Annotated in this window: 18 protein-coding genes and 1 pseudogene; 15 read left to right on the top strand and 4 right to left on the bottom strand. The window is 72.5% G+C overall.

Going from position 1 to position 20,115, the window contains the following annotated elements; all coding sequences use genetic code 11:
* The first annotated feature begins 5 nt into the window (after window positions 1–5).
* The 4 genes from VTA80_RS02385 to VTA80_RS02370 are packed head-to-tail and all read left to right on the top strand — an operon-like array spanning window position 6 to window position 5,381.
* A complete protein-coding gene (locus VTA80_RS02385) occupies window positions 6–2,858 on the top strand; it encodes a GNAT family N-acetyltransferase (RefSeq protein WP_407343822.1) in 2,853 nt (950 codons plus the stop codon).
* 40 nt (window positions 2,859–2,898) lie between these two features.
* Entirely contained in the window at window positions 2,899–3,474 is a 576-nt protein-coding gene (locus tag VTA80_RS02380; RefSeq protein WP_407343821.1) for a DUF5998 family protein, read from the top strand.
* Window positions 3,475–3,494: 20 nt separating this feature from the next.
* Window positions 3,495–4,721, top strand: coding sequence for an alkaline phosphatase family protein (locus VTA80_RS02375; protein ID WP_407343820.1), 1,227 nt, complete (start codon window positions 3,495–3,497; stop codon window positions 4,719–4,721).
* A gap of 15 nt (window positions 4,722–4,736) precedes the next feature.
* Window positions 4,737–5,381: a thymidine kinase gene (locus VTA80_RS02370; protein ID WP_407343819.1), complete on the top strand. Its 645-nt coding sequence runs from the start codon at window positions 4,737–4,739 to the stop codon at window positions 5,379–5,381.
* Window positions 5,382–5,410: 29 nt separating this feature from the next.
* Here VTA80_RS02370 and sepH read toward each other — a convergent pair whose 3' ends face one another.
* Window positions 5,411–6,523, bottom strand: a complete 1,113-nt coding sequence (sepH, locus tag VTA80_RS02365; protein ID WP_407343818.1) for a septation protein SepH — start codon at window positions 6,521–6,523, stop codon at window positions 5,411–5,413.
* A gap of 145 nt (window positions 6,524–6,668) precedes the next feature.
* Here sepH and VTA80_RS02360 point away from each other — a divergent pair, with 145 nt between their 5' ends.
* The 3 genes from VTA80_RS02360 (at window position 6,669) to VTA80_RS02350 (ending at window position 8,735) form a co-directional block, all read left to right on the top strand.
* Window positions 6,669–7,340: a trimeric intracellular cation channel family protein gene (locus VTA80_RS02360; RefSeq protein ID WP_407343817.1), complete on the top strand. Its 672-nt coding sequence runs from the start codon at window positions 6,669–6,671 to the stop codon at window positions 7,338–7,340.
* Window positions 7,341–7,438: 98 nt separating this feature from the next.
* A complete protein-coding gene (locus VTA80_RS02355; protein WP_407345651.1) occupies window positions 7,439–8,233 on the top strand; it encodes an inositol monophosphatase family protein in 795 nt (264 codons plus the stop codon).
* 202 nt (window positions 8,234–8,435) lie between these two features.
* A complete protein-coding gene (locus VTA80_RS02350; RefSeq protein WP_407343816.1) occupies window positions 8,436–8,735 on the top strand; it encodes a DUF4193 domain-containing protein in 300 nt (99 codons plus the stop codon).
* A 102-nt stretch (window positions 8,736–8,837) separates the two neighbouring features.
* On the opposite strand, the gene VTA80_RS02345 is transcribed toward VTA80_RS02350, so the two are convergent.
* The gene (locus tag VTA80_RS02345) at window positions 8,838–9,365 is read right to left on the bottom strand and encodes a DUF3093 domain-containing protein (protein WP_407343815.1); all 528 of its coding nucleotides are present in this window, start codon (window positions 9,363–9,365) and stop codon (window positions 8,838–8,840) included.
* An 88-nt stretch (window positions 9,366–9,453) separates the two neighbouring features.
* Between VTA80_RS02345 and dut the strand changes: the two genes are divergently transcribed.
* The 4 genes from dut (at window position 9,454) to VTA80_RS02325 (ending at window position 12,000) form a co-directional block, all read left to right on the top strand.
* Window positions 9,454–9,924, top strand: coding sequence for a dUTP diphosphatase (dut, locus tag VTA80_RS02340; protein WP_407343814.1), 471 nt, complete (start codon window positions 9,454–9,456; stop codon window positions 9,922–9,924).
* Window positions 9,925–10,038: 114 nt separating this feature from the next.
* Window positions 10,039–10,827, top strand: coding sequence for a DUF3710 domain-containing protein (locus VTA80_RS02335; protein WP_407343813.1), 789 nt, complete (start codon window positions 10,039–10,041; stop codon window positions 10,825–10,827).
* 101 nt (window positions 10,828–10,928) lie between these two features.
* Window positions 10,929–11,294, top strand: coding sequence for an OB-fold nucleic acid binding domain-containing protein (locus VTA80_RS02330; protein ID WP_407343812.1), 366 nt, complete (start codon window positions 10,929–10,931; stop codon window positions 11,292–11,294).
* The gene (locus tag VTA80_RS02325) at window positions 11,287–12,000 is read left to right on the top strand and encodes a DUF3159 domain-containing protein (RefSeq protein ID WP_407343811.1); all 714 of its coding nucleotides are present in this window, start codon (window positions 11,287–11,289) and stop codon (window positions 11,998–12,000) included. Before VTA80_RS02330 ends, VTA80_RS02325 begins: the two co-directional genes overlap by 8 nt.
* On the opposite strand, the pseudogene VTA80_RS02320 reads toward VTA80_RS02325, so the two are convergent.
* Both VTA80_RS02320 and VTA80_RS02315 read right to left on the bottom strand, forming a co-directional pair.
* A pseudogene (locus VTA80_RS02320) lies at window positions 11,933–12,606 on the bottom strand (potassium channel family protein). The gene VTA80_RS02325 and the pseudogene VTA80_RS02320 overlap by 68 nt on opposite strands.
* On the bottom strand, window positions 12,606–13,253 hold the full coding sequence (locus tag VTA80_RS02315) for a potassium channel family protein (RefSeq protein WP_407345650.1): 648 nt from the start codon (window positions 13,251–13,253) through the stop codon (window positions 12,606–12,608). Before VTA80_RS02315 ends, VTA80_RS02320 begins: the two are co-directional and overlap by 1 nt.
* Window positions 13,254–13,371: 118 nt before the next feature.
* Here VTA80_RS02315 and VTA80_RS02310 point away from each other — a divergent pair, with 118 nt between their 5' ends.
* The 4 genes from VTA80_RS02310 to VTA80_RS02295 all read left to right on the top strand — a co-directional run bounded on the left by VTA80_RS02310 (window position 13,372) and on the right by VTA80_RS02295 (window position 20,044).
* The gene (locus VTA80_RS02310) at window positions 13,372–15,372 is read left to right on the top strand and encodes an APC family permease (RefSeq protein WP_407343810.1); all 2,001 of its coding nucleotides are present in this window, start codon (window positions 13,372–13,374) and stop codon (window positions 15,370–15,372) included.
* Window positions 15,362–16,744: a class I SAM-dependent RNA methyltransferase gene (locus tag VTA80_RS02305; protein WP_407343809.1), complete on the top strand. Its 1,383-nt coding sequence runs from the start codon at window positions 15,362–15,364 to the stop codon at window positions 16,742–16,744. Before VTA80_RS02310 ends, VTA80_RS02305 begins: the two co-directional genes overlap by 11 nt.
* A 93-nt stretch (window positions 16,745–16,837) precedes the next feature.
* Window positions 16,838–17,020, top strand: a complete 183-nt coding sequence (locus tag VTA80_RS02300; protein WP_407343808.1) for a translation initiation factor 2 — start codon at window positions 16,838–16,840, stop codon at window positions 17,018–17,020.
* Between the two features lie 189 nt (window positions 17,021–17,209).
* The gene (locus VTA80_RS02295) at window positions 17,210–20,044 is read left to right on the top strand and encodes an aconitate hydratase (protein WP_407343807.1); all 2,835 of its coding nucleotides are present in this window, start codon (window positions 17,210–17,212) and stop codon (window positions 20,042–20,044) included.
* Window positions 20,045–20,115 lie beyond the last annotated feature (71 nt).

The following is a 20,115-nucleotide window of genomic DNA, read 5'->3' as shown; positions in this document are numbered from 1 at the left end:
GCAACATGTCCGATCCCGATGTCGCGAGCACCACTCCGGGCGAGGCCTACCCGAGCGACTGGGAGGCGGACGTGGTCCTGCGCGACGGCGCGACGGCGCACCTGCGACCGATCGCCCCGACCGACGCCGACGCGCTCCAGGCGTTCCACATCGGGCAGTCCGAGCGGTCGACCTACCTGCGGTTCTTCGCCCCGTTGCAGCGGCTCTCCGAACGAGACCTGGCGCGGTTCACCACGGTCGACCACCGCGACCGGGTCGCGCTGATCGTGGTCCAGGGCATCGACCCCGAACCCGGTGCCGAGGGAGTGGAGCCGCGCGAGCAGATCATCGGCGTCGGCCGCTACGACCGGGTCAGTCCTGACGAGGCCGAGGTCGCCTTCAACATCGCCGACGCGCACCACGGTCGCGGGCTCGGTTCCGTGCTGCTCGAGCACCTGGCCGCGGCGGCCCGCGAGCGCGGTGTCGGACGGTTCACGGCCGAGGTCCTCCCGCAGAACGGGCGCATGATCGCGGTGTTCCGCGAGGCGGGGTACGAGGTCTCGCAGACGGTCGAGGACGGCGTCGTGACCGTCTCGTTCGACATCGACCCCACCGACCGCTCCCTCGCCGTGATGGCCGACCGGGAGCACCGCGCCGAGGCGCTCAGCGTCGAGGGCCTGCTCGGGGCGCGCTCGGTGCTGCTGGTCGGCCAGAGCTACGCCGCGGCCGGCTCGGCCATCGACCTGCTGTTCCAGCGTGGGTTCGCCAGCGTCACGAGCGGGGGGTTCGACGCCGTCCACGTGCTCGGTGCGACGCCCCGCACCGCGCGCACGCAGGCCGGCGGTGCCGGCAGCGTCTCGTTCTGGGACCGGCTCGAGGACGTCCCCGGTCCTGTCCATCTCGCGGTCGTCGCCCTGCCGGCGCGCGACGTCGTCGCGCTCGTGCGTCATCTCTCGCCGCTCGGCGTGCGCGGCATGGTCGTGCTCTCGACCGGGTTCGCCGAGACCGGCGAGGAGGGGCTCGCGCTCCAGCGGGCCCTGGTGCGGCGGGCGCACGCGGGCGGCATGCGGCTCGTGGGGCCGGCGTCGTACGGGTTCTTCTCGGCCGCCGAGCCGGCCTTCAACGCCTCGCTCGCCGAGCGCCTGCCGCGGGGCGGGACCATCGGGCTGTTCTGCCAGTCGGCGCCCATGGCCGTCCCGATCCTCGCGTCGGTCGAGAACCGCTCGCTCGGGGTCTCGTCGTTCTTCTCGTCCGGCCATCGGGCGGACGTCTCCGGCAACGACCTCATGCAGTTCTGGCACGAGGACCCCGCGACGAAGGTCGTCGGGATGGTCCTCGAGTCGATCGGCAACCCGCGCAAGTTCTCGCGGATCGCCCGCCGGCTCGCGGCGACCAAGCCCGTCGTGGTGGTGACCGCGGGCCAGTCCGGGCACGTCGTCCCGCCGGGGCACGCGGTCCGGGCGACCCGCTCGCCGCGCCGCACGCTCGAGGAGATGTTCCGGCAGTCCGGGGTCATCCGCGCCCAGAACACGCACCGCATGCTCGACATCGTCCAGCTCGTGGCCCACCAGCCGCTGCCGACCGGCAACCGGGTCGGGATCGTCGCGGGGTCGTCGTCCCTGGCTGCGCTCGCGGCCGAGGCCGCCGCGTCTGCGGGGCTCGAGCACGAGGGGCGCGTGGTGATGGTCCTGGATGACACCGACGACGCCGACATGCGCACCGCCGTCCAGACGCTCTACCGCGACGGGAGCTGCGACGTGGTCGTCGTCGTGCACGTGCCCACGGTCGGCGGGGCGTCGCCGCGGCTCGCGCGCGCCGTCGCCGAGGCGGCCGCCGGTTCGGGGGTGGCCACCGTGGCGTGCGTGCTCGGCCTGCACGGCGTGACCGCAGAGCTCTCCGCCGTGGGCCTGGCGGAGCCAACCCCCGACGCCGTCGTGCCGCCCGCTGAGCCGCCCGCTGAGCCGCCCGCTGACCCGCCCGCCGAGACGTCCACCGAACCGACCCCGGAGCGCGTCTGGACGGTCCCGGCGTACTCGACCCCGGAGGAGGCGGTCGCCGCTCTTGGTGCCGTGGTCCAGTACGCGGCCTGGCGCGCGGTCGATCGGGGCCGGCCGGTCCGCCCGCTGGGCATGGACCGTCCGCGGGCGCGTGCCCTGGTCCGGCAGCACCTGCCGGCGGCGGTCGGCGGGGGCCCGGTGGAGCTCGACGCGGACGTCGCCGCGGAGCTCCTCGCGTGCTACGGCATCGAGGTCTGGGCGGGTCGCACCGTGACCACTGTCGACGAGGCGGTCGCTGCGGCCACCGAGCTCGGGTGGCCCGTCGCGCTCAAGAGCACCTCGCCGCTGCTGCGTCACCGGGCGGATCTCGGGGGAGTGCGGCTCGACCTCGGTGACCCGGACGACCTGCGGGTCGCCGTCGCGCACCTCAACGAGCGCGCCCGCCAGGTCGGGGCCGCCGGGGTGCCGCTCGAGGTCCAGCGGATGGCGCCCGCCGGGGTGGCCTGCGTCGTGCGGTCGGCCGAAGACCCCCTCTTCGGCCCCGTCGTGTCGTTCGGGCTCGCAGGGGACGCTGTCGACCTCCTGGGGGACATCGCGTACGGGATCCCGCCCCTGACCACGGTCGACGTCGCCGACCTGGTGCGCTCCGCGCGCGCTGCCCCGCGCCTCTTCGGCTACCGTGGGCTGCCGTCGGCCGACGTCGCGGCGCTCGAAGAGATCATCGCCCGCGTCTCGGTGATGTCCGCCGACCTGCCCGAGCTGCGCAGCCTGGAGCTGCACCCCGTGGTCGTCGCCGAGAGCGGCGCAGCGGTCCTCGCGGGCAGGATCCAGATCGAGGACGTGACCCGGGCGGACGGCACGCGCCGGGCGTTGCCGGCGTGAGGCGTGAGGACCGGCCCACCAGGGATGGGAGAATGCACCTGTGACTGGAGCAACCACTGACCTGCGACAGGACCTGCATCGCGCCGGCTACTACCCCGAGCTCGTCTCTGACGTGCTCGATGTGGCTATCGCAGACGAGGTCGTCATGGCGCACCTCGTGCACCCTGAGACCACCTTCGACGCCAACGAGGTCCGGCGGCACGTGACGGTCCTGGTGCTCACCCCGACCCGGCTCGTCGTCGCGCACGTGGACGACCACCCGGCCGACAGCGAGCACCCCGCCTCGAGCGCCTCGGCGACCACGGAGTCCGTCCCGCTGACCGAGCTGCGCTCGGTCGCACTGACCCACGTGATCGCATCCCCTGCCACCCACAAGGCCGGCACGGTGCCGCTCGAGCTGACGCTCGCCGTGGGCTGGGGCGCCGTCTCGCGGATCGACCTCGAGCCGGCGACCTGCCCGGACCCGGCCTGCGAGGCCGACCACGGGCTCACCGGGACGATCACGCCCGACGACATAGTCGTGCGGATCAGCGCGCAGGCTGAGGGCCCCGGCGCGGTGCGCGCCGCGGCCGACTTCGCCCGCCGGCTGTCAGCCGCCTCCGCCCGGACGCGATGAGCGCGAACGGGACGCACAGCATGGCGACCGGACCACTCCCGCCGCACGAGCAGCAGCCGCCGCGGACCGTCCAGGTGGCCGGCTTCGACCGCGCCGGCTTCGTGTCGCCGCAGTACGACGGCGCCGGGCTCGGCGCCGTCCTGCCCGCGGTGGCCGACGCGCTAGGGGTCGAGGTGACCATCGACGGGCGGACCGGCGCGCGGGCGCGGTCCACCCTCGCGCTGCCCACCGCGAAACGCGCCTGCGTGGTGCTCATCGACGGTCTCGGGCATGCCAACCTGTCGGAGCGATCCGGGCACGCCACCTTCCTGCGCTCGCTGCTCGCCGAGGGGCAGGTCCTCACCGCGGGCTTCCCCTCGACGACCGCGGCGTCGATCGGGCTGTTCGGCACGGGCACCGGGCCGGGCCGGACCGCGATGGTCGGCTACACCGCGCGCAACCCGGACACCGGCGCGCTGGCGAACCTCGTGTCGTGGCAGGGCGCCGGCGACCCGCGGGACTGGCAGCGGGAGCCGACCGTCTTCGAGCAGGTCGCCGCCGCGGGCATCCCCGTGACCACCGTCGGCCCGGCGAAGTTCGCCGGCTCGGGCCTGACCGAGGCCGCGCTGCGCGGCGGGGGGTACCGCCGGGCCGAGCGGCTCGACGACCGCATCGACGCGACGATCTACGAGCTCATGGGCCCCGCGCTGGTGTACCTGTACTGGGGTGACGTCGACAAGATCGGGCACCACCACGGCTGGGGCTCGTGGCAGTGGGGGGAGGAGCTCGCCGCGATCGACCGCGAGCTCGCCCGGCTCGCCAAGGCGCTGCCTCCGGACACGATGCTGCTCGTGACGGCCGACCACGGCATGGTCGACGTCGACCGCTCGCAGCGCTGGGACGTCGCCCGCACGCCCGCACTGGCCGACGGCGTCGAGATCATCGCCGGCGAGCCGCGGGCCCTGCACGTGCACACGTCGTCCGACAGCCCCGGCGGGGCCGAGTCGGTCGCGGCGCGCTGGCGGTCGACACTCGGTGACAGCGCCGTCGTGGCGACCCGCGCGGAGGCGATCGGTGCCGGGTGGTTCGGGCCGGTCTCCGAGCACGTCCGGCCCGTGATCGGCGACGTCGTGGTCGCCATGACGGGCCGCGCCACCGTGGTCGACTCCCGCACGCAGACGTCCGCCTCGATGGACCTCGTCGGGGTGCACGGCTCGTTCACGCCCGAGGAGATGCACGTGCCGCTCCTCGTGGTCAACCGACGCTAAGGACGGACACTTCTCGTGGCTGAGCTGGCATTCTTCTCCGGCACCATGGACAGCGGGAAGTCCACGCTCGCGCTGCAGATGGACCACAACCACCGGGCCCGCGGGCGCGGCGGGGTCATCTTCACGCGCAACGACCGCGCCGGCACGCACACGCTGTCCTCCCGCCTCGGGCTGCAGACCGCGGCCCACGAGGTCACCGACGACACCGACTTCTGGTCCGAGGTGGTCACGCGGCGCATCCGCGGCGAGCGCGTCGACTACCTGATCTGCGACGAGGCCCAGTTCTACTCGGCCACGCAGGTCGAGCAGCTCGCGCGGCTCGTCGACGAGATGGGCGTGGACGTGTTTGCGTTCGGGATCACGGCCGACTTCCGCACGAGCCTGTTCCCCGGGTCGCAGCGGCTCATCGAGCTGGCCGACCGCGTCGAGGTGCTCCAGGTCCAGGCGCTGTGCTGGTGCGGGGCCCGGGCCACCCACAACGCCCGCACGGTGAACGGCATCATGGTCGTCGAGGGCGCCCAGGTCGTCGTCGGCGACACGGCCGGCGCACCGGAGATCGCCTACGAGGTGCTCTGTCGCCGCCACCACATGCGCCGCATGACGTCGATCGCGGCGCGCGCGGCCTCCCCGTCGCCGGACACGCTCACGCTCGACCTGTAGGGCGGCGCAGGCAGGCGAACCGCGCCGGGCTACTCCGGCTTGGCGCCGAAGACGATCTCGTCCCAGCTGGGCACGCTCGCGCGTCCCTTGCGGCCGCTGCGCGGACGCTCGGTCAGCGTGACCGCAGGCTCGCGCTCGTCGGGATGGGGCTCGCCGGGCTCGAGGGCGACCGGCGTCTCGTGCTCGAACCGGCGCAGCCCCGAGGGGCGGGCCGGAGCGTTCGCGGGTCGCGGCAGCACGCGGGCGTCGTTCGCCGCACCCGCGTCCGAGTGCGCCGGGTGGGCAGCCGGGGACTCGTTGTTCGGGCTCAGGTCGAACGCGCGCGGCGGTCCGAAGCCTTCGAACTCCTCGCCGTCGTCGTCCTCGGGCAGGTCGAGCTGCTGGCGCACGCCGCGCTTGGTGCGTAGGTCGTCCAGCAGGGCAGCGGTGGCGTCCTGCGGATCGGGCTCCTGGATCGGGAAGGAACTGACAGGGGAGTCGACGGACGCGAGGATCGGGCGGACCGAACCGTCTGCCTGCACGTCGAAGACGGCATCGCGTACTGCCGCGAGGTGGCGGCGAGGGATCGGTTCGTCGGCGAGCTCGGTCTCGGACAGCCAGCGGGCCTCGTCGTCGAGCGCGAGCACGGACCGTGCCTGGGTGTCGAACGTCCAGAGCGCCTCGCGGGGGTCCTCGCCGGCCTGGAAGCGCACGACGACGGTCCACGGACCGGCACCCTCACGGTAGGAGTCCCACTCGATCGAGTCGACCTCCACCCCGCGCGCGGCCAGGCGGTCCGTGACGAGATCGCCGAGCACCGGCGCCCCCGTCTCGCGGCCGACCCGGGTGACGCGGGCCTGACCCGCGATGAACTCACGCTCGGCGAGCACCGGGCCCTCGTAGCGGCGCACGTGCTCGACGGCGATCCCGGCCGAGTCCGCGACGTCCTGCGCCGAGCGCCCCGACCGGATGCGCGTCTGGATCTCGCGCGGCGACGGCGTGCCCGCCCGCTCTGCGCGCAGCTGCTCCAGCTGCGGACGGTCGCGGCGCACAGCAGCGCGCAGCGGCTCGTCGATCCGCAGACGGAACCGCTGACCGTCCGGGCCCATCAGGACAAGGTGCTCCCCGTCCTCGTGCAGACCCACCAGCTCCAGCTCGCCCATGCGACCTCCTCCTACTTCAACCACGAGGGTGCCACCTCGGGCCCGCAATCGTCGGTAGGCACGCGGTGAGCCTGTCTGTGCGCGTCGGGGGCGCCGAGCCCCCCTGCGCGTCGGGGGCGCCGAGCCCCCCTGCGCGTCGGGGACAATGGCTCGTGTGACGCCCGACATCCCGATCGCCCCGGTGATCGAGCTCAGCGGCGTCTTCGTCGGTGCGCTCTCCGGCGGCCTCGCCGCGGTCCGCAAGCAGTTCGACATCTTCGGCGTGCTCGTGCTCGCCTGGGCGGCAGGGCTCGGCGGCGGGCTGCTGCGTGACCTGCTCATCGGCGCGACCCCGCCCGTCGGCATCTCCGACTGGCGCTTCATCTCGGTCGCGTGCCTCGCCGGCGTCGTCATGTACTTCTTCAACCCGCGGCTCGAGCGCGCCCGGCGGATGATCCTGGTGCTCGACGCCGGGGCGCTCGCCCTGTTCGCCGTCTCCGGCACGCTCAAGGCCCTCGAGCTCGGCCTCAACGGCGTCGCGGCCGTGTCCGCCGGCATCATCACGGGAATCGGTGGCGGCGTCCTGCGCGACCTGCTGATCGGGGAGGTCCCGGTCGTGCTGCACGAGCGTCAACTGTACGCCGTGCCGGCCGTCGTCGGGGCGGTCCTGACCGCCGTGCTGTGGGCGACCGGGGTGCTGACCGTGCTGACCGCGCTGGGGTCGGTCCTGGTCGTGTTCGCACTCCGGATCGCCGCGCTGCGGTTCCGGCTCCAGGCGCCCGGCCCCTGGGTCGCCGGGTCCAGGCAGCGGAGGGCGTCGGGCAGGATGGAGCGGTGAGCCACTCCGCTGCTGAGCCCGAGACCACTGCTGTATCCGACATCACTGCCGTCACCGAGATCGCCGTCCTGCCCGACGCCGCCGCGACGACGGCGCTCATGGAGCTCGCCGCGCGCCTCGCCCGCGCTGCGGGTGACCTCGTCCGGGAAGGTCGCCCGGACCGCGTCCTGGTCGCCGCGACGAAGTCCAGCCCGGTCGACCCCGTGACCGAGATGGACATGGCATCCGAGGCGCTCCTACGCGAGGCGCTCGCCCGGATCCGGCCCGACGACGCGATCCTCGGCGAGGAGGACGACTTCCACCCGGGCACGTCCGGGCTGACCTGGGTGCTCGACCCCATCGACGGCACCGTCAACTACCTCTACGGCATCCCCGCGTACGCGGTGTCGGTCGCCGTCGTCGCGGGCGGGCCCGACCCGGCCACGTGGACCGCGGTGGCCGGCGCCGTCCACGCGGTGCCGGACGGGCGGACCTGGACCGCCGGCCGCGGGCTCGGCGCGTTCCTCGACGGTCGGCGGCTGACGGTGAACGCCGCTCGGCCGCTGGCTGACTCGCTGGTCGGCACGGGATTCGCCTACACCCAGCAACGCCGCACGGAGCAGGGCGCCCTGGTCGCCCAGGTGCTGCCGCTCGTGCGCGACATCCGCCGGATCGGATCGGCCGCGCTCGACCTGTGCTCGATCGCCACGGGCAGCCTCGACCTCTACTACGAGCGCGGGCTGCGGCCGTGGGACCACGCAGCCGGAGCCCTCGTGGCGACGGAGGCCGGCGCGGTCGTGACGGGGCTGCACGGTGCCGTCGCGGGCGAGCAGATGACGGTGGCCGGGCCCGCCGCGAGCGTCGGCGACCTGGTCGCTCTCCTCGAGCTGCACGGGGCCGCAAGCGGCGCGTGAGTCCTGGCGAACCGGCCTGGGGTGGCGGTTTTCGGGGGTGGCGTGGGGGTCGGGAGCGCGCTGTGACGTGCGCCTCACCCTCTTAGCGTGCAACCGGCGCAAAAATGGTGCACAATCCCTCCGCCTGGGGAACATCTCGGGCCAGCTGCGCATTGAGCACCCAGGCCCCCGACCGCAATACGACACGGAGTGTGACCAACAGATGGCAACCGACTACGACGCCCCGCGTAAGACCGAGGAGGACCTCAGCGAGGACTCCCTCGAAGAGCTCAAGGCGCGACGTTCGGACAAGAGCTCCGGGGTCGTGGACGAGGACGAGACCGAAGCTGCCGAAGGGTTCGAGCTCCCGGGCGCGGACCTCTCCGGCGAGGAGCTCTCGGTCCGCGTCCTCCCGCGTCAGGCAGACGAGTTCACGTGCTCGAGCTGCTTCCTCGTGCACCACCGCAGCCAGCTCGCGTTCGAGAAGAACGGCAAGCCGGTCTGCACCGAGTGCGCCGCCTGAGCGAACCGCTCAGGCACGACCAGTACGTGGCACGACCCTCTTGAGGCACGACCAGCCCCGGGCACGTCCCGGGGCTGAGGACGACGGCGATCGGCCAGAGACTCAGTCTCGGCCGGTCGCTGCTGTGCGCCCCCGGGCGATCGCGGTCGCCAGCTCGTGGGGGTGGCGCGTGGAGATCAGCCAGTACGGGGTCGGGTCGACGGGATCCGCGACCTCGACCCGCACAGCCGTGTGGGCGCCGGCGCGCAGGCACACGTAGGCGCGCGCGTCGAGACCGGTGCCGAGCTCGACCCGGGTCTCCTCGGCGCTCAGCGCGCGGACGGCCCCCAGCAGCCCGAGCGGGATGTGCGCGTCGGACGCGCGGAGCTCGCCATCGGACACCGTCACGCGCGGCGCCGTGACCACGGCCACGACGACGCCTGTGGCGAGCACGGCCGACCCGGCCACGACGGCGAGGGTGAGGTTGATCGGGTACAGCGCGAGCCCCATGAACAGCCCGAACACGACGACGGCGGTCCAGCCGAGCGGACCCGACCACAGCCGCTCCGCGTACGCCGGGCTCCCGGCCGCGGCGCCGGCGCGGCCACTGGCGGCGATGGGGTGCTCGGCGGCAGAGGGTGAGGTGGTCATCGGACCAGCATCCCAGGTTCGCCGTCCGGCGAGGTCGGCACGCGAGGTGAGATGTCCACCGGGGAGGCCGGCACTAGAGTCCTGCGCCATGGCTGACCGTGATGCGGACCTCGAAGTCCTCCTGCTCATGCTCGACGACGACCTGCCCGAGCCCGCGTACTCCCATCCGGGCGACGCGGGCGCCGATCTGGTCACCCGGATCGACGTCGTGATCCCGGCCCAGGGGCGGGTCACCGTGCCGACCGGCGTGGCGATCGCGCTGCCCGACGGGTACGCGGCGTTCGTGCACCCCCGCTCGGGCCTGGCCCGCCGGCACGGGCTGACGATCGTCAACGCCCCCGGGACCGTCGACGCGGGCTACCGCGGTGAGATCGAGGTCACGTTGCTCAACACCGACCCGGACGAGGCCCTCACCCTCCACCGGGGCGACCGGATCGCGCAGCTGGTGGTGCAGCGCGTCGAGCGGGCACGGTTCATCCGGGCGGAGCGGCTCCCTGGTTCGCACCGCGGCGAGGGCGGGTTCGGGTCCAGCGGGGGATGGCAGGCGGCCCGGGTCTAGCGGGGCACGTTCGCCGGAACGGCTCTTGCCGGATTACTGTCGTCCTATGTGCTGCGTCCCAGCGCGCCCGAATGGGTGTGCGCTGGAGGGTGCGGCTCGAGAAGGAGAACACACGTGGGTCTGTTCCGACGGGGCGCGAGCAGTCGCGCCACGGATGATGCGGTCGTCGACGGCGAAGCCGCCGAGCTGACCGAAGCGGTCGACGGCGTCGGTGCGGGTCTGACCGACGAATCGGGCGACGTCGACGAGTCCGGCGCGGTCGAGACCGGCGAACCGCTGACGCGTCCGGGAGCGGGCGGGCCCTGGGACGAGAGCGAGGTCGACGGCATCGGCCGCCGGGTCGACCTCGGTGCCCTCTGGCTCCCGGGAGTCCCCGGCATGGAGCTCCGGATGGAGATCGACAAGGCCAGCAACCAGGTGACGGCGGTCGCGCTCAACCTGCACGGGTCGGCGCTGCAGGTGCAGGCGTTCGCCGCTCCCCGCACCGAGGGCATCTGGTCCGAGATCCGCGCCGAGATCGCCGAGTCGGTCACCAAGCAGGGTGGATCGGCCGACGACCTGCCCGGGCCGTTCGGTCGCGAGCTGCTCGCACGCCTGCCCGTGCGTACCGCCGAGGGGCGCACCGGCCACCGGCCGGCACGGTTCATCGGCCACGACGGGCCGCGCTGGTTCCTGCGCGGCGTGCTGACGGGCAAGGCCGCCGTCGACCCCGAGGCGGCCCGTGCCCTCGAGGAGATCTTCGCGGACATCGTGGTGATCCGCGGGTCCCAGGCCCGTGCACCGCGGGACCTGCTCGCACTGACCCTGCCCGGACAGGCCGCCCCGCCGGTCCTGGCCGAGGTCCCCGGTGCGCCCGCGCTCGACCCGATGCACCGCGGCCCCGAGATCACCGAGATCCACTGACCAATTGTCCCGATTCGGCCACCGACGAGAACTAGCGTGAGCGAGCACGGCGTGGCTGAGTCCGCTTCCCTGAACCGAACCCTTGTGAGACGAGATTTCCCATGAGCCTTCGCACTGCGCTCCACCACGTCTTTGCGTCCCAGGCCGAGCTCGAGGCCGACGACGAGCGGCTCGAGTCGACCAAGATCGGCTGCACCTCCGTCGAGCTCCTGGCCGACCGCAAGCGCGCCACGGTCAACGGCGTGCTCCGGTCCGTCACGCTGCGCCCGCGGCAGGGCGTCGCCGCGCTCGAGGCCGAGCTGTACGACGGCACCGGCACGGTGGACCTCGTCTGGCTCGGCCGGCGCGAGATCAGCGGGATCGAGCCGGGTCGCCGGGGCTCGTTCGAGGGCCTGGTCTGCGCGATCGACGGACGCGCGACGATCTACAACCCCCGCTACGAGCTACTCCCGCGTCCCGGTGAGTGAGCTGGTGCCGGGGGAGACCCCCGAGGTGAGCCCTGGAGCGGCCGCGGAAGGCCCCTCAGAGGGTCGTGGGCTGCGTGCGCTGGCCGGGACGGAGTTCTCCCTGGCCGAGGCGACCGGGGGCGTCCGTGGCCTCGTGGAGTCGCTCGCGCCCGGGCTGCTCTTCGTGATCGTGTATCTCGCGACCCGCGAGCTGACGCCGGCCCTCGTGGCCGCGTCCGCGATCACCGCGGTGGCCATCGTCGCGCGGCTCGCGCAGCGCACGCCGCTGACCCAGGCGCTCTCGGGCGCTCTCGGCGTCGGGATCGGCGTCTTCTGGGCCGCGCGGTCGGGCCAGGCGCAGGACTACTTCGTGGTCGGGCTGTGGACCAACGCCGCGTACCTCGTCGCGTTCCTCGTGTCGATCGTGATCGGCTGGCCGCTCATCGGCCTCGTCGTCGGGCTCCTGCGGAGCGAGGGCCTCTCGTGGCGCCGGGACCGCGCCCTGCGGCGGCGCTACGCGGCCGCGTCGTGGCTCTGGGTCGCGCTGTTCGGGGTGCGCCTCGTGGTCCAGGTCCCGTTGTACCTCGGGGCCGACGTCGGCTGGCTCGGCACGGCCCGGCTCGCGATGGGGGTCCCGCTGTGGGCGCTGACCCTCTGGCTCACCTGGTTGTTGGTCCGGACCCCAGCAGTCGTTCCAGATCCTTCTCGTCCGCATCCCGACCGGTGACCAGCAGGAGCTCGTCACCCTCCTCGAGGGTGTCGTCCGGGCTCGGGGCGATCGGCTGATCGCCCCGCACGATGCACGCGAGCACGGTGTCGTGCGGCCAGACGACCTGACCCACCCGGACGCCGGCCAGGGGTGAGCCGACCGGCAGCGTGAGCTCGAGGATGTCGGCCCCGACTGGTGGAACGTGAAGATCCGGACGAGGTCGCCGACGGCGACCGCCTCCTCGACCATCGCCGTCATGATCCGCGGGGTCGACACTGCGACGTCGACGCCCCAGGCCTCGTCGAACATCCACTCGTTCTTGGGGTTGTTGACGCGCGCCACCGTGCGCGGCACACCGAACTCGGTCTTCGCGAGCAACGAGATGACCAGGTTGGCCTTGTCGTCACCGGTCGCGGCGACGACGACGTCGCACTCGTCGACCTTGGCTTCGGTCAGCGTGGGGAGCTCGCACGCGTCGGCGAGCAGCCACTCCGCATCGGCGACCTGCGCGATGCGCATGGCGCTCGGCTGGCGGTCGATCAGGGTGACCTCGTGGCCGTGGGCGAGGAGCTCACGGGCGATGGATCTGCCGACGGATCCGGCACCGGCAATGACGACGCGCATCAGGAGACCTCCGGGGCCCGGGTGAGGGTGCGCTCGACGGCGTCGGAGTCGACGGTCCGCACGAGCATGTGGAGCAGGTCGTTCTCCTGCAGGACCCCACCGGCGGTCGGCAGGATGCCGTCGCCGTAGCGCAGCACGTACGCGACGCGGGCACCGGTCGCCTCCTCGATGGCGCGCAGGGGGCGACCGATCCAGCCGGGGTGCACGTCGATCTGGATGAGCCGGATCTGGCCGGAGGGGTCGCGGTACTCGTCCGTCGCCCCCATCGGGAGCAGCCGGCGCATGACCTGGTCGGCGGTCCAGCGCACGGTCGCGACCGTGGGGATGCCGAGGCGTTGGTAGATCTCCGCGCGCCGGGGGTCGTAGATGCGCGCCACGACGTGGTCCACGCCGAACGTCTCCCGGACCACGCGTGCCGCGAGGATGTTCGAGTTGTCGCCGTCGGACACCGCCGCGAAGGCGTAGGCGTCGTCGATGCCCGCCTGGGCGAGCGTGTCGCGGTCGAAACCCAGGCCCGTGACCTTGCGCCCCGAGAACGAGGCGTCCAGTCGCCGGAAGGCCTCCGGGTTCTGATCGATCATGGCGACCGAGTGGCCCTGGCGTTCGAGGTTCTGCGCGAGCGTCGCACCGACGCGGCCGCAACCCATGATGACGAAGTGCACAGCCGGAGACGCTATACCGTCCGGGGGCTCAGAACAGCACGCTGGGCCCCGTTCGAGTCAGTGTGCACTCCGGATCGCGAACGAGTGCCTAGCATTGACTCTCGTGCCAGACATCCAAGATGCCGCCAAACGCCTGCTGCTCGGCCGTCCGGTCCGCAGCGACCGGCTGGGGCACACGCTGCTCCCGAAGCGCATCGCGCTGCCGGTGTTCGCCTCGGACGCGCTCTCGTCCGTCGCCTACTCCCCGGACGAGATCATGCTCACCCTGTCGCTCGCGGGGGTCAGCGCGCTGGCCATCTCCCCGTGGGTCGGGCTCGTCGTGGCGATCGTCATGCTCACGGTGGTGGCGTCCTACCGGCAGAACGTGCACGCCTACCCGTCGGGCGGTGGTGACTACGAGGTCGCGACCGTCAACCTCGGGAAGAACGCCGGCGTCACGGTGGCCAGCGCGCTGCTGGTCGACTACGTGCTCACGGTCGCCGTGTCGATCTCGTCGGGCGCGCAGTACGCGGCGAGCGCCCTGCCGGCGCTGCGCGGGCACGAGACCACCTTCGCCGTCGTCCTGGTGATCCTGCTGACCTTGGCGAACCTGCGCGGGGTCAAGGAGTCGGGCACGGCGTTCGCGATCCCGGTGTACCTGTTCATGCTGGCGATCGGGACGACCGCCGTGGTGGGCTTCGTGCGGTACGCGCTCGGCAACCTGCCGATGGCCGAGAGCTCGCACTTCGCCCTGACGGCCGGGCCCGGCTTCGAGCAGGGTCTGACCGGGTTGGCAGGCGGGTTCCTCGTGCTCCGGGCCTTCGCCTCGGGCAGCGCGGCCCTGACCGGGATCGAGGCCATCAGCAACGGCGTCCCGGCGTTCAAGAAGCCGAAGAGCCGGAACGCGGCCACGACGCTCGCCCTGCTCGGGAGCATCTCGGTCTCCATGATCCTGTCGATCCTCGTGCTCGCGAACCTCACCGGGGTCCGGTACGCCGCGGACCTGTCCCAGCTCACGCTCGACGGCGTGCCCGTGGGGCCCGACTACGTGCAGCACCCCGTGATCGGGCAGCTCGCCGAGACGGTGTTCCAGGGCTTCCCGGCCGCGTTCATCTTCGTCTCAGCCGTCACGGGCTTGATCCTGGTGCTCGCCGCCAACACCGCGTTCAACGGGTTCCCGGTGCTCGGCTCGATCCTCGCCAAGGACGGCTTCCTGCCGCGCCAGCTGCACACCCGCGGCGACCGGCTCGCGTTCTCGAACGGCATCCTGACGTTGGCGCTGGCAGCGATCGCGCTGATCCTGGCGTTCGACGCCCAGGTCACCCGGCTGATCCAGCTGTACATCGTCGGGGTGTTCGTGTCGTTCACGCTGAGCCAGCTCGGGATGGTCCGGCACTGGGGGCGGTTCCTGCGCACCGAGCCGGACCCCACGGCCCGCCGCCGGATGAAGCGGTCCCGCGTGATCAACGCGATCGGGCTCGGCATGACCGGCACGGTCCTCGTCGTCGTGCTGGTGACGAAGTTCCTGCTCGGCGCCTACATCGCCATCCTTGCGATGATCGCCGTGTTCGCGATCATGAAGGCGATCCGCAGGCACTACGACCTGGTGCGCGCGGAGCTGGCGCTGGGCGACGACCCGGTGTCCTCGCGGGCGCTGCCGAGCCGCGTGCACGCGATCGTGCTGGTCTCGCGCCTGCACAAGCCGACGATGCGGGCGATCGCGTACGCCCGCGCCTCGCGCCCGCAACTGCTCGAGGCCGTCACCGTCGGCGTCGACCGGGAAGACGTCGAGGCGCTGCGCATCGGCTGGGAGGCGCTCGAGCTGCCGGTGCCGCTCAAGGTGCTCGACTCGCCGTTCCGCGAGGTCACGCGCCCGATCATCAACTACGTCCGCTCGATCCGCCGCGACAGCCCGCGGGATCTCGTCGTGGTCTACATCCCGGAGTACGTCGTCGGGCACTGGTGGGAGCAGCTTCTGCACAACCAGAGCGCCCTGCGGCTCAAGGGTCGGTTGCTGTTCACCCCGGGGGTCGTGGTCGCCTCCGTGCCGTGGCAGCTGGCCTCGACCGAGGGGCAGACGGGGCTCGAGGACAACGTACGGGGTACCGTACCGCGTGGACTCTGACCGTTTTTCCCCCGAATCTCCCGCACAATCCTCCGCCGGATCGTCGGCTGAGCGCCGTCGCGCCCCCGCCCGCCAGAGCGCTGGTGCCGGCCTGGGAGCACCCGGTGCGCTGGTCGAGCTCGAGATCGGCCCGATCGCGCACGGCGGGCACTGCGTGGCCCGGCTCGCGACCGACGGCCCCGTCGCCGCAGGTGAGCGGCCCGGTGGCCGCGTCGTGTTCGTCCGGCACACGCTGCCGGGCGAGCGCGTCCTCGCGCGGCTGACCGACTCCGGCGACGACGCCACGTTCTGGCGTGCCGACGCCATCGAGATCCTCGAGGCCTCGCCCGACCGCGTGCCCTCGGCCTGGCCGGCGGCCGGACCCGACGGCGTCGGCGGCGGCGAGCTCGCGCACGTGGCCCTGCCCGCGCAGCGCGCCTGGAAGGCGACCGTGGTCGCCGAGCAGCTCCAGCGGCTCGCGAAGATCGAGCGGGAGGTCGTCGTCGAGGCGGCCCCCGGCGACGACGAGCGCGGCGGGCTGGGCTGGCGGACGCGGATCGATCTCGTGGTCGACGACGCCGGGCGCGCAGGCATGCGGGGGATCCGCTCGCACGACGTGCACGCGCTCACCGACATGCCGCTGGCGAGCGAGGCCATCGCCAACCACGGGCTGTTCGCGCGCAAGTGGCGCCCGGGATCGCACGTCGAGGCGGTCGCCCCGGCCAATGGGCAGACCCCGATCGTCATGGTCGACGGCATCCCGTTCGCCGGCGGGAGCACGGACACCCGCCCGAACGCCCGCACGAGCGTGCGCGAGACCTTCACGGTCGACGGGCGCGAGTACACCTACCGCGTGACGGCGGACGGCTTCTGGCAGGTCCACCGCGAGGCCCCGAGCGTCCTGACCGCCGCGGTCCTGGCCGGGCTCGGCGACGTCGACGGCGCCACGGTGCTCGACCTGTACTCCGGCGCGGGCCTGTTCACGCTGCCGCTGGCCGACGCCGTCGGGCTCACCGGTGAGGTCGTCTCGGTCGAGGGGGACGCCCGCGCGGTGCACGACGCCCGGCGCAACTCGCACGACCGGCCGAACATCGAGCTGCACCACGGCGAGGTGGCGCGCGTGCTGGCCGGCACCATCGATGCGGACTCCGACGTGATCCACGCCGACGCCGTCGTGCTCGACCCGCCGCGTTCCGGTGCAGGGCGCAAGGTGATCGCCTCGATCGCCGAGCTGCGCCCCGAGCGGATCGTCTACGTGGCGTGCGACCCGGCGGCGCTCGCGCGCGACATCTCCTACCTGGCCGAGTCCGGGTATGGGCTGTCCGGCCTGCGGGCGTTCGACCTGTTCCCCATGACGCACCACGTCGAGTGCATCGCGGTCCTCACCCGCTGACGGCAGGTCACTGGCCCTCGTCCTCCCGGCGGCATACGGTCGTGAGTGCGGCGGTCTCGACCGGGACCGCGCAGCGGACTGAAGGGGTGCATCGTGACTGACGAGCGCGAGACTGAGGCCGCCCGGCGGTACGTCGAGGCGGGGCGCGTGGCCGCCGCCGAGGCCCGCAAGACGGGCACGCCCGAGTACGACCCGCGCGCGCACGAGCGCGCCGTCGAGCACGAGCGCAAGATGGCCGACGAGCTCGCGCAGGTCAAGGCCGGCAAGGTCACGTAGGTCGCCTCGCGCCCGCCCGGCGGGCGTGTGATTTCTCTCCGGTGAACCGTGCCGCACGGGAGCGCCCGGCACGCTAGGATGTATGTTGACGTCGAGATACTTGGTGGCGCCCCGCCCGCACGCAGGGGAGCCCCGTCGCCGTCCGACGGCCTGCCAGTCGTCGGCATCCGCCAGCCGAAGGAGTCACCTGTGAGCAACGTCGACACGTTCGGGTCCAAGGGGATCCTGGAGGTCGGCGCGACCTCCTACGAGATCTATCGCCTGGCCGCGGTCCCGGGCCTCGAGCGCCTGCCGTACAGCCTCAAGATCCTCGCCGAGAACCTCCTGCGGACCGAGGACGGCGCGAACATCACCGCCGAGCACGTGAACGCGTTCGCCACCTGGGATCCGGCCGCGGAGCCCGACACGGAGATCCAGTTCACGCCCGGCCGCGTCGTCATGCAGGACTTCACCGGGGTCCCGTGCGTCGTCGACCTCGCCACGATGCGCGAGGCCGTCGTCGAGCTCGGTGGTGACCCCGACCGGATCAACCCGCTCGCACCCGCGGAGCTCGTGATCGACCACTCCGTCCAGATCGACGTCGCCGGGCGCGCGGACGCGTTCGAGCGCAACGTCGCCATGGAGTACGAGCGCAACCACGAGCGCTACCAGTTCCTGCGGTGGGGCCAGACGGCGTTCGCCGACTTCAAGGTCGTGCCCCCGGGCACCGGCATCGTGCACCAGGTCAACATCGAGTACCTGGCGCGCGTCGTGATGACCCGCGAGGCGCCGGGCGCGGTCGGCGCCGACGGTTCGCCCGTGCTGCGCGCCTACCCGGACACCTGCGTCGGCACCGACTCGCACACCACGATGGTGAACGGGCTCGGCGTGCTCGGCTGGGGCGTCGGCGGCATCGAGGCCGAGGCCGCGATGCTCGGGCAGCCGGTGTCCATGCTGATCCCGCGCGTGGTCGGCTTCAAGCTCTCGGGCGCGATCCCCTCCGGGGTGACGGCGACCGACATCGTCCTGACGATCACGCAGCAGCTGCGGGCGCACGGCGTCGTGGGCAAGTTCGTGGAGTTCTACGGAGAGGGCGTCGCGCAGGTACCGCTCGCCAACCGCGCCACGATCGGCAACATGTCGCCGGAGTTCGGGTCGACGTGCGCGATCTTCCCGATCGACGAGGTGACCCTCGGCTACCTGCGCCTGACCGGGCGCAGCGACGCTCAGGTGGCGCTGGTCGAGGCGTACGCCAAGGAGCAAGGGATGTGGCACGACCCGAGCGTCGAGCCGGTCTACTCCGAGTACCTCGGGCTCGACCTGTCGACCGTCGTCCCGTCGATCGCCGGACCGAAGCGGCCCCAGGACCGGATCGAGCTGTCGAAGTCGAAGGAGTCGTTCGCCACGACGATCCTCGACTATGTCGACGCCGTGTCGGCGGCCCCGTTCGTCGGGCTGGACGAGGCGGTCGAGGAGACGTTCCCGGCCTCGGACCCGATCGCCCCCGGCGAGCACGTCGACACCTCGACCGAGCCGGCGGACGTCTCCGGTGGCGACACCGCGCACCGTCCGCATCGCCGCATCCCGGTGACCCTCGCCGACGGAACGGTGACCGAGCTGGACCACGGCTCGGTGGTCATCGCCTCGATCACGAGCTGCACCAACACCTCGAACCCGTCGGTCATGCTCGCCGCGGGCCTGCTCGCGCGCAACGCCGTCGAGAAGGGTCTGGCGGCCAAGCCTTGGGTCAAGACGTCGATGGCGCCCGGCTCGAAGGTCGTCACGGACTACTACGAGAAGGCCGGCCTGTGGCCGTACCTCGAGAAGCTCGGGTTCCACCTCGTCGGCTACGGCTGCGGCACCTGCATCGGCAACTCCGGCCCGCTGCCCGAGGAGATCACCGCGGTGGTCAACGAGCACGACCTGTCGGTCGTCTCGGTGCTCTCCGGGAACCGGAACTTCGAGGGCCGGATCAGCCCGGACATCAAGATGAACTACCTGGCCTCGCCGCCGCTGGTGATCGCCTACGCGCTGGCCGGCACGATGGACTTCGACTTCGAGACCCAGCCGCTGGGCACCTCCGACGCTGGCGAGCCCGTGTTCCTGCGGGACATCTGGCCTGCGCCTGAGCTCGTCCAGTCCACGATGGACTCGGCGATCGACCGGGGGATGTTCACGAAGGACTACGCGGACGTCTTCGCCGGCGACGACCGGTGGCGCGCGCTGCAGACGCCGGCCGGCTCCACGTTCGAGTGGGACCCGCAGTCGACCTACGTGCGCAAGCCCCCGTACTTCGACGGCATGGGGGCCACGCCGGACCCGGTCACCGACATCTCCGGGGCCCGCGTGCTCGCCAAGCTCGGCGACTCGGTCACCACCGACCACATCAGCCCGGCCGGGTCGATCGGGGGCGACAGCCCCGCGGGGGTCTACCTCGCCGAGCACGGCGTGCAGCGTCGCGACTTCAACTCCTACGGCTCGCGCCGCGGTAACCACGAGATCATGATCCGCGGGACGTTCGCCAACATCCGGCTGCGCAACCAGCTGGTGCCCGGGCTCGAGGGCGGCTTCACGCTCAACCAGCTCACCGGCGCGCCGTCGACCATCTACGACGCCGCCCAGGCCTACGCGGCCGCGGGCGTCCCGCTCGTGGTGCTCGGTGGCAAGGAGTACGGCTCCGGCTCGTCGCGCGACTGGGCGGCCAAGGGCACGGCGCTGCTGGGGATCCGCGCGGTCATCACGCAGAGCTTCGAGCGGATCCACCGCTCGAACCTCATCGGGATGGGCGTGCTGCCACTGCAGTTCCCGGCGGGGGAGTCGGCCGACTCGCTCGGCCTGGACGGCACCGAGACCTACGACATCTCCGGGGTGACGGTGCTCAACGAGGGGTCGACGCCCAAGACGGTGGCGGTGCGTGCCACCCGGGCCGACGGCTCGGTCGTGGCGTTCGACGCCGACCTGCGGATCGACACCCCCGGTGAGGCGGACTACTACCGCAACGGCGGGATCCTGCAGTACGTGCTGCGCTCGCTGGTCGCCTCCTAGGGCTAGCCGCACGAAGGCCCGTGACCTCGGTACGTACCGAGGTCACGGGCCTTCGTCATGCGAACTGCTCA

It is taken from the genome of Pengzhenrongella phosphoraccumulans (assembly GCF_045689905.1).
Classification (GTDB): Bacteria; Actinomycetota; Actinomycetes; order Actinomycetales; family Cellulomonadaceae; genus Pengzhenrongella; species Pengzhenrongella phosphoraccumulans.
The sequence above is the reverse complement of the archived record's forward strand: the minus strand, read 5'-3'. Positions and strand labels throughout refer to the sequence as shown.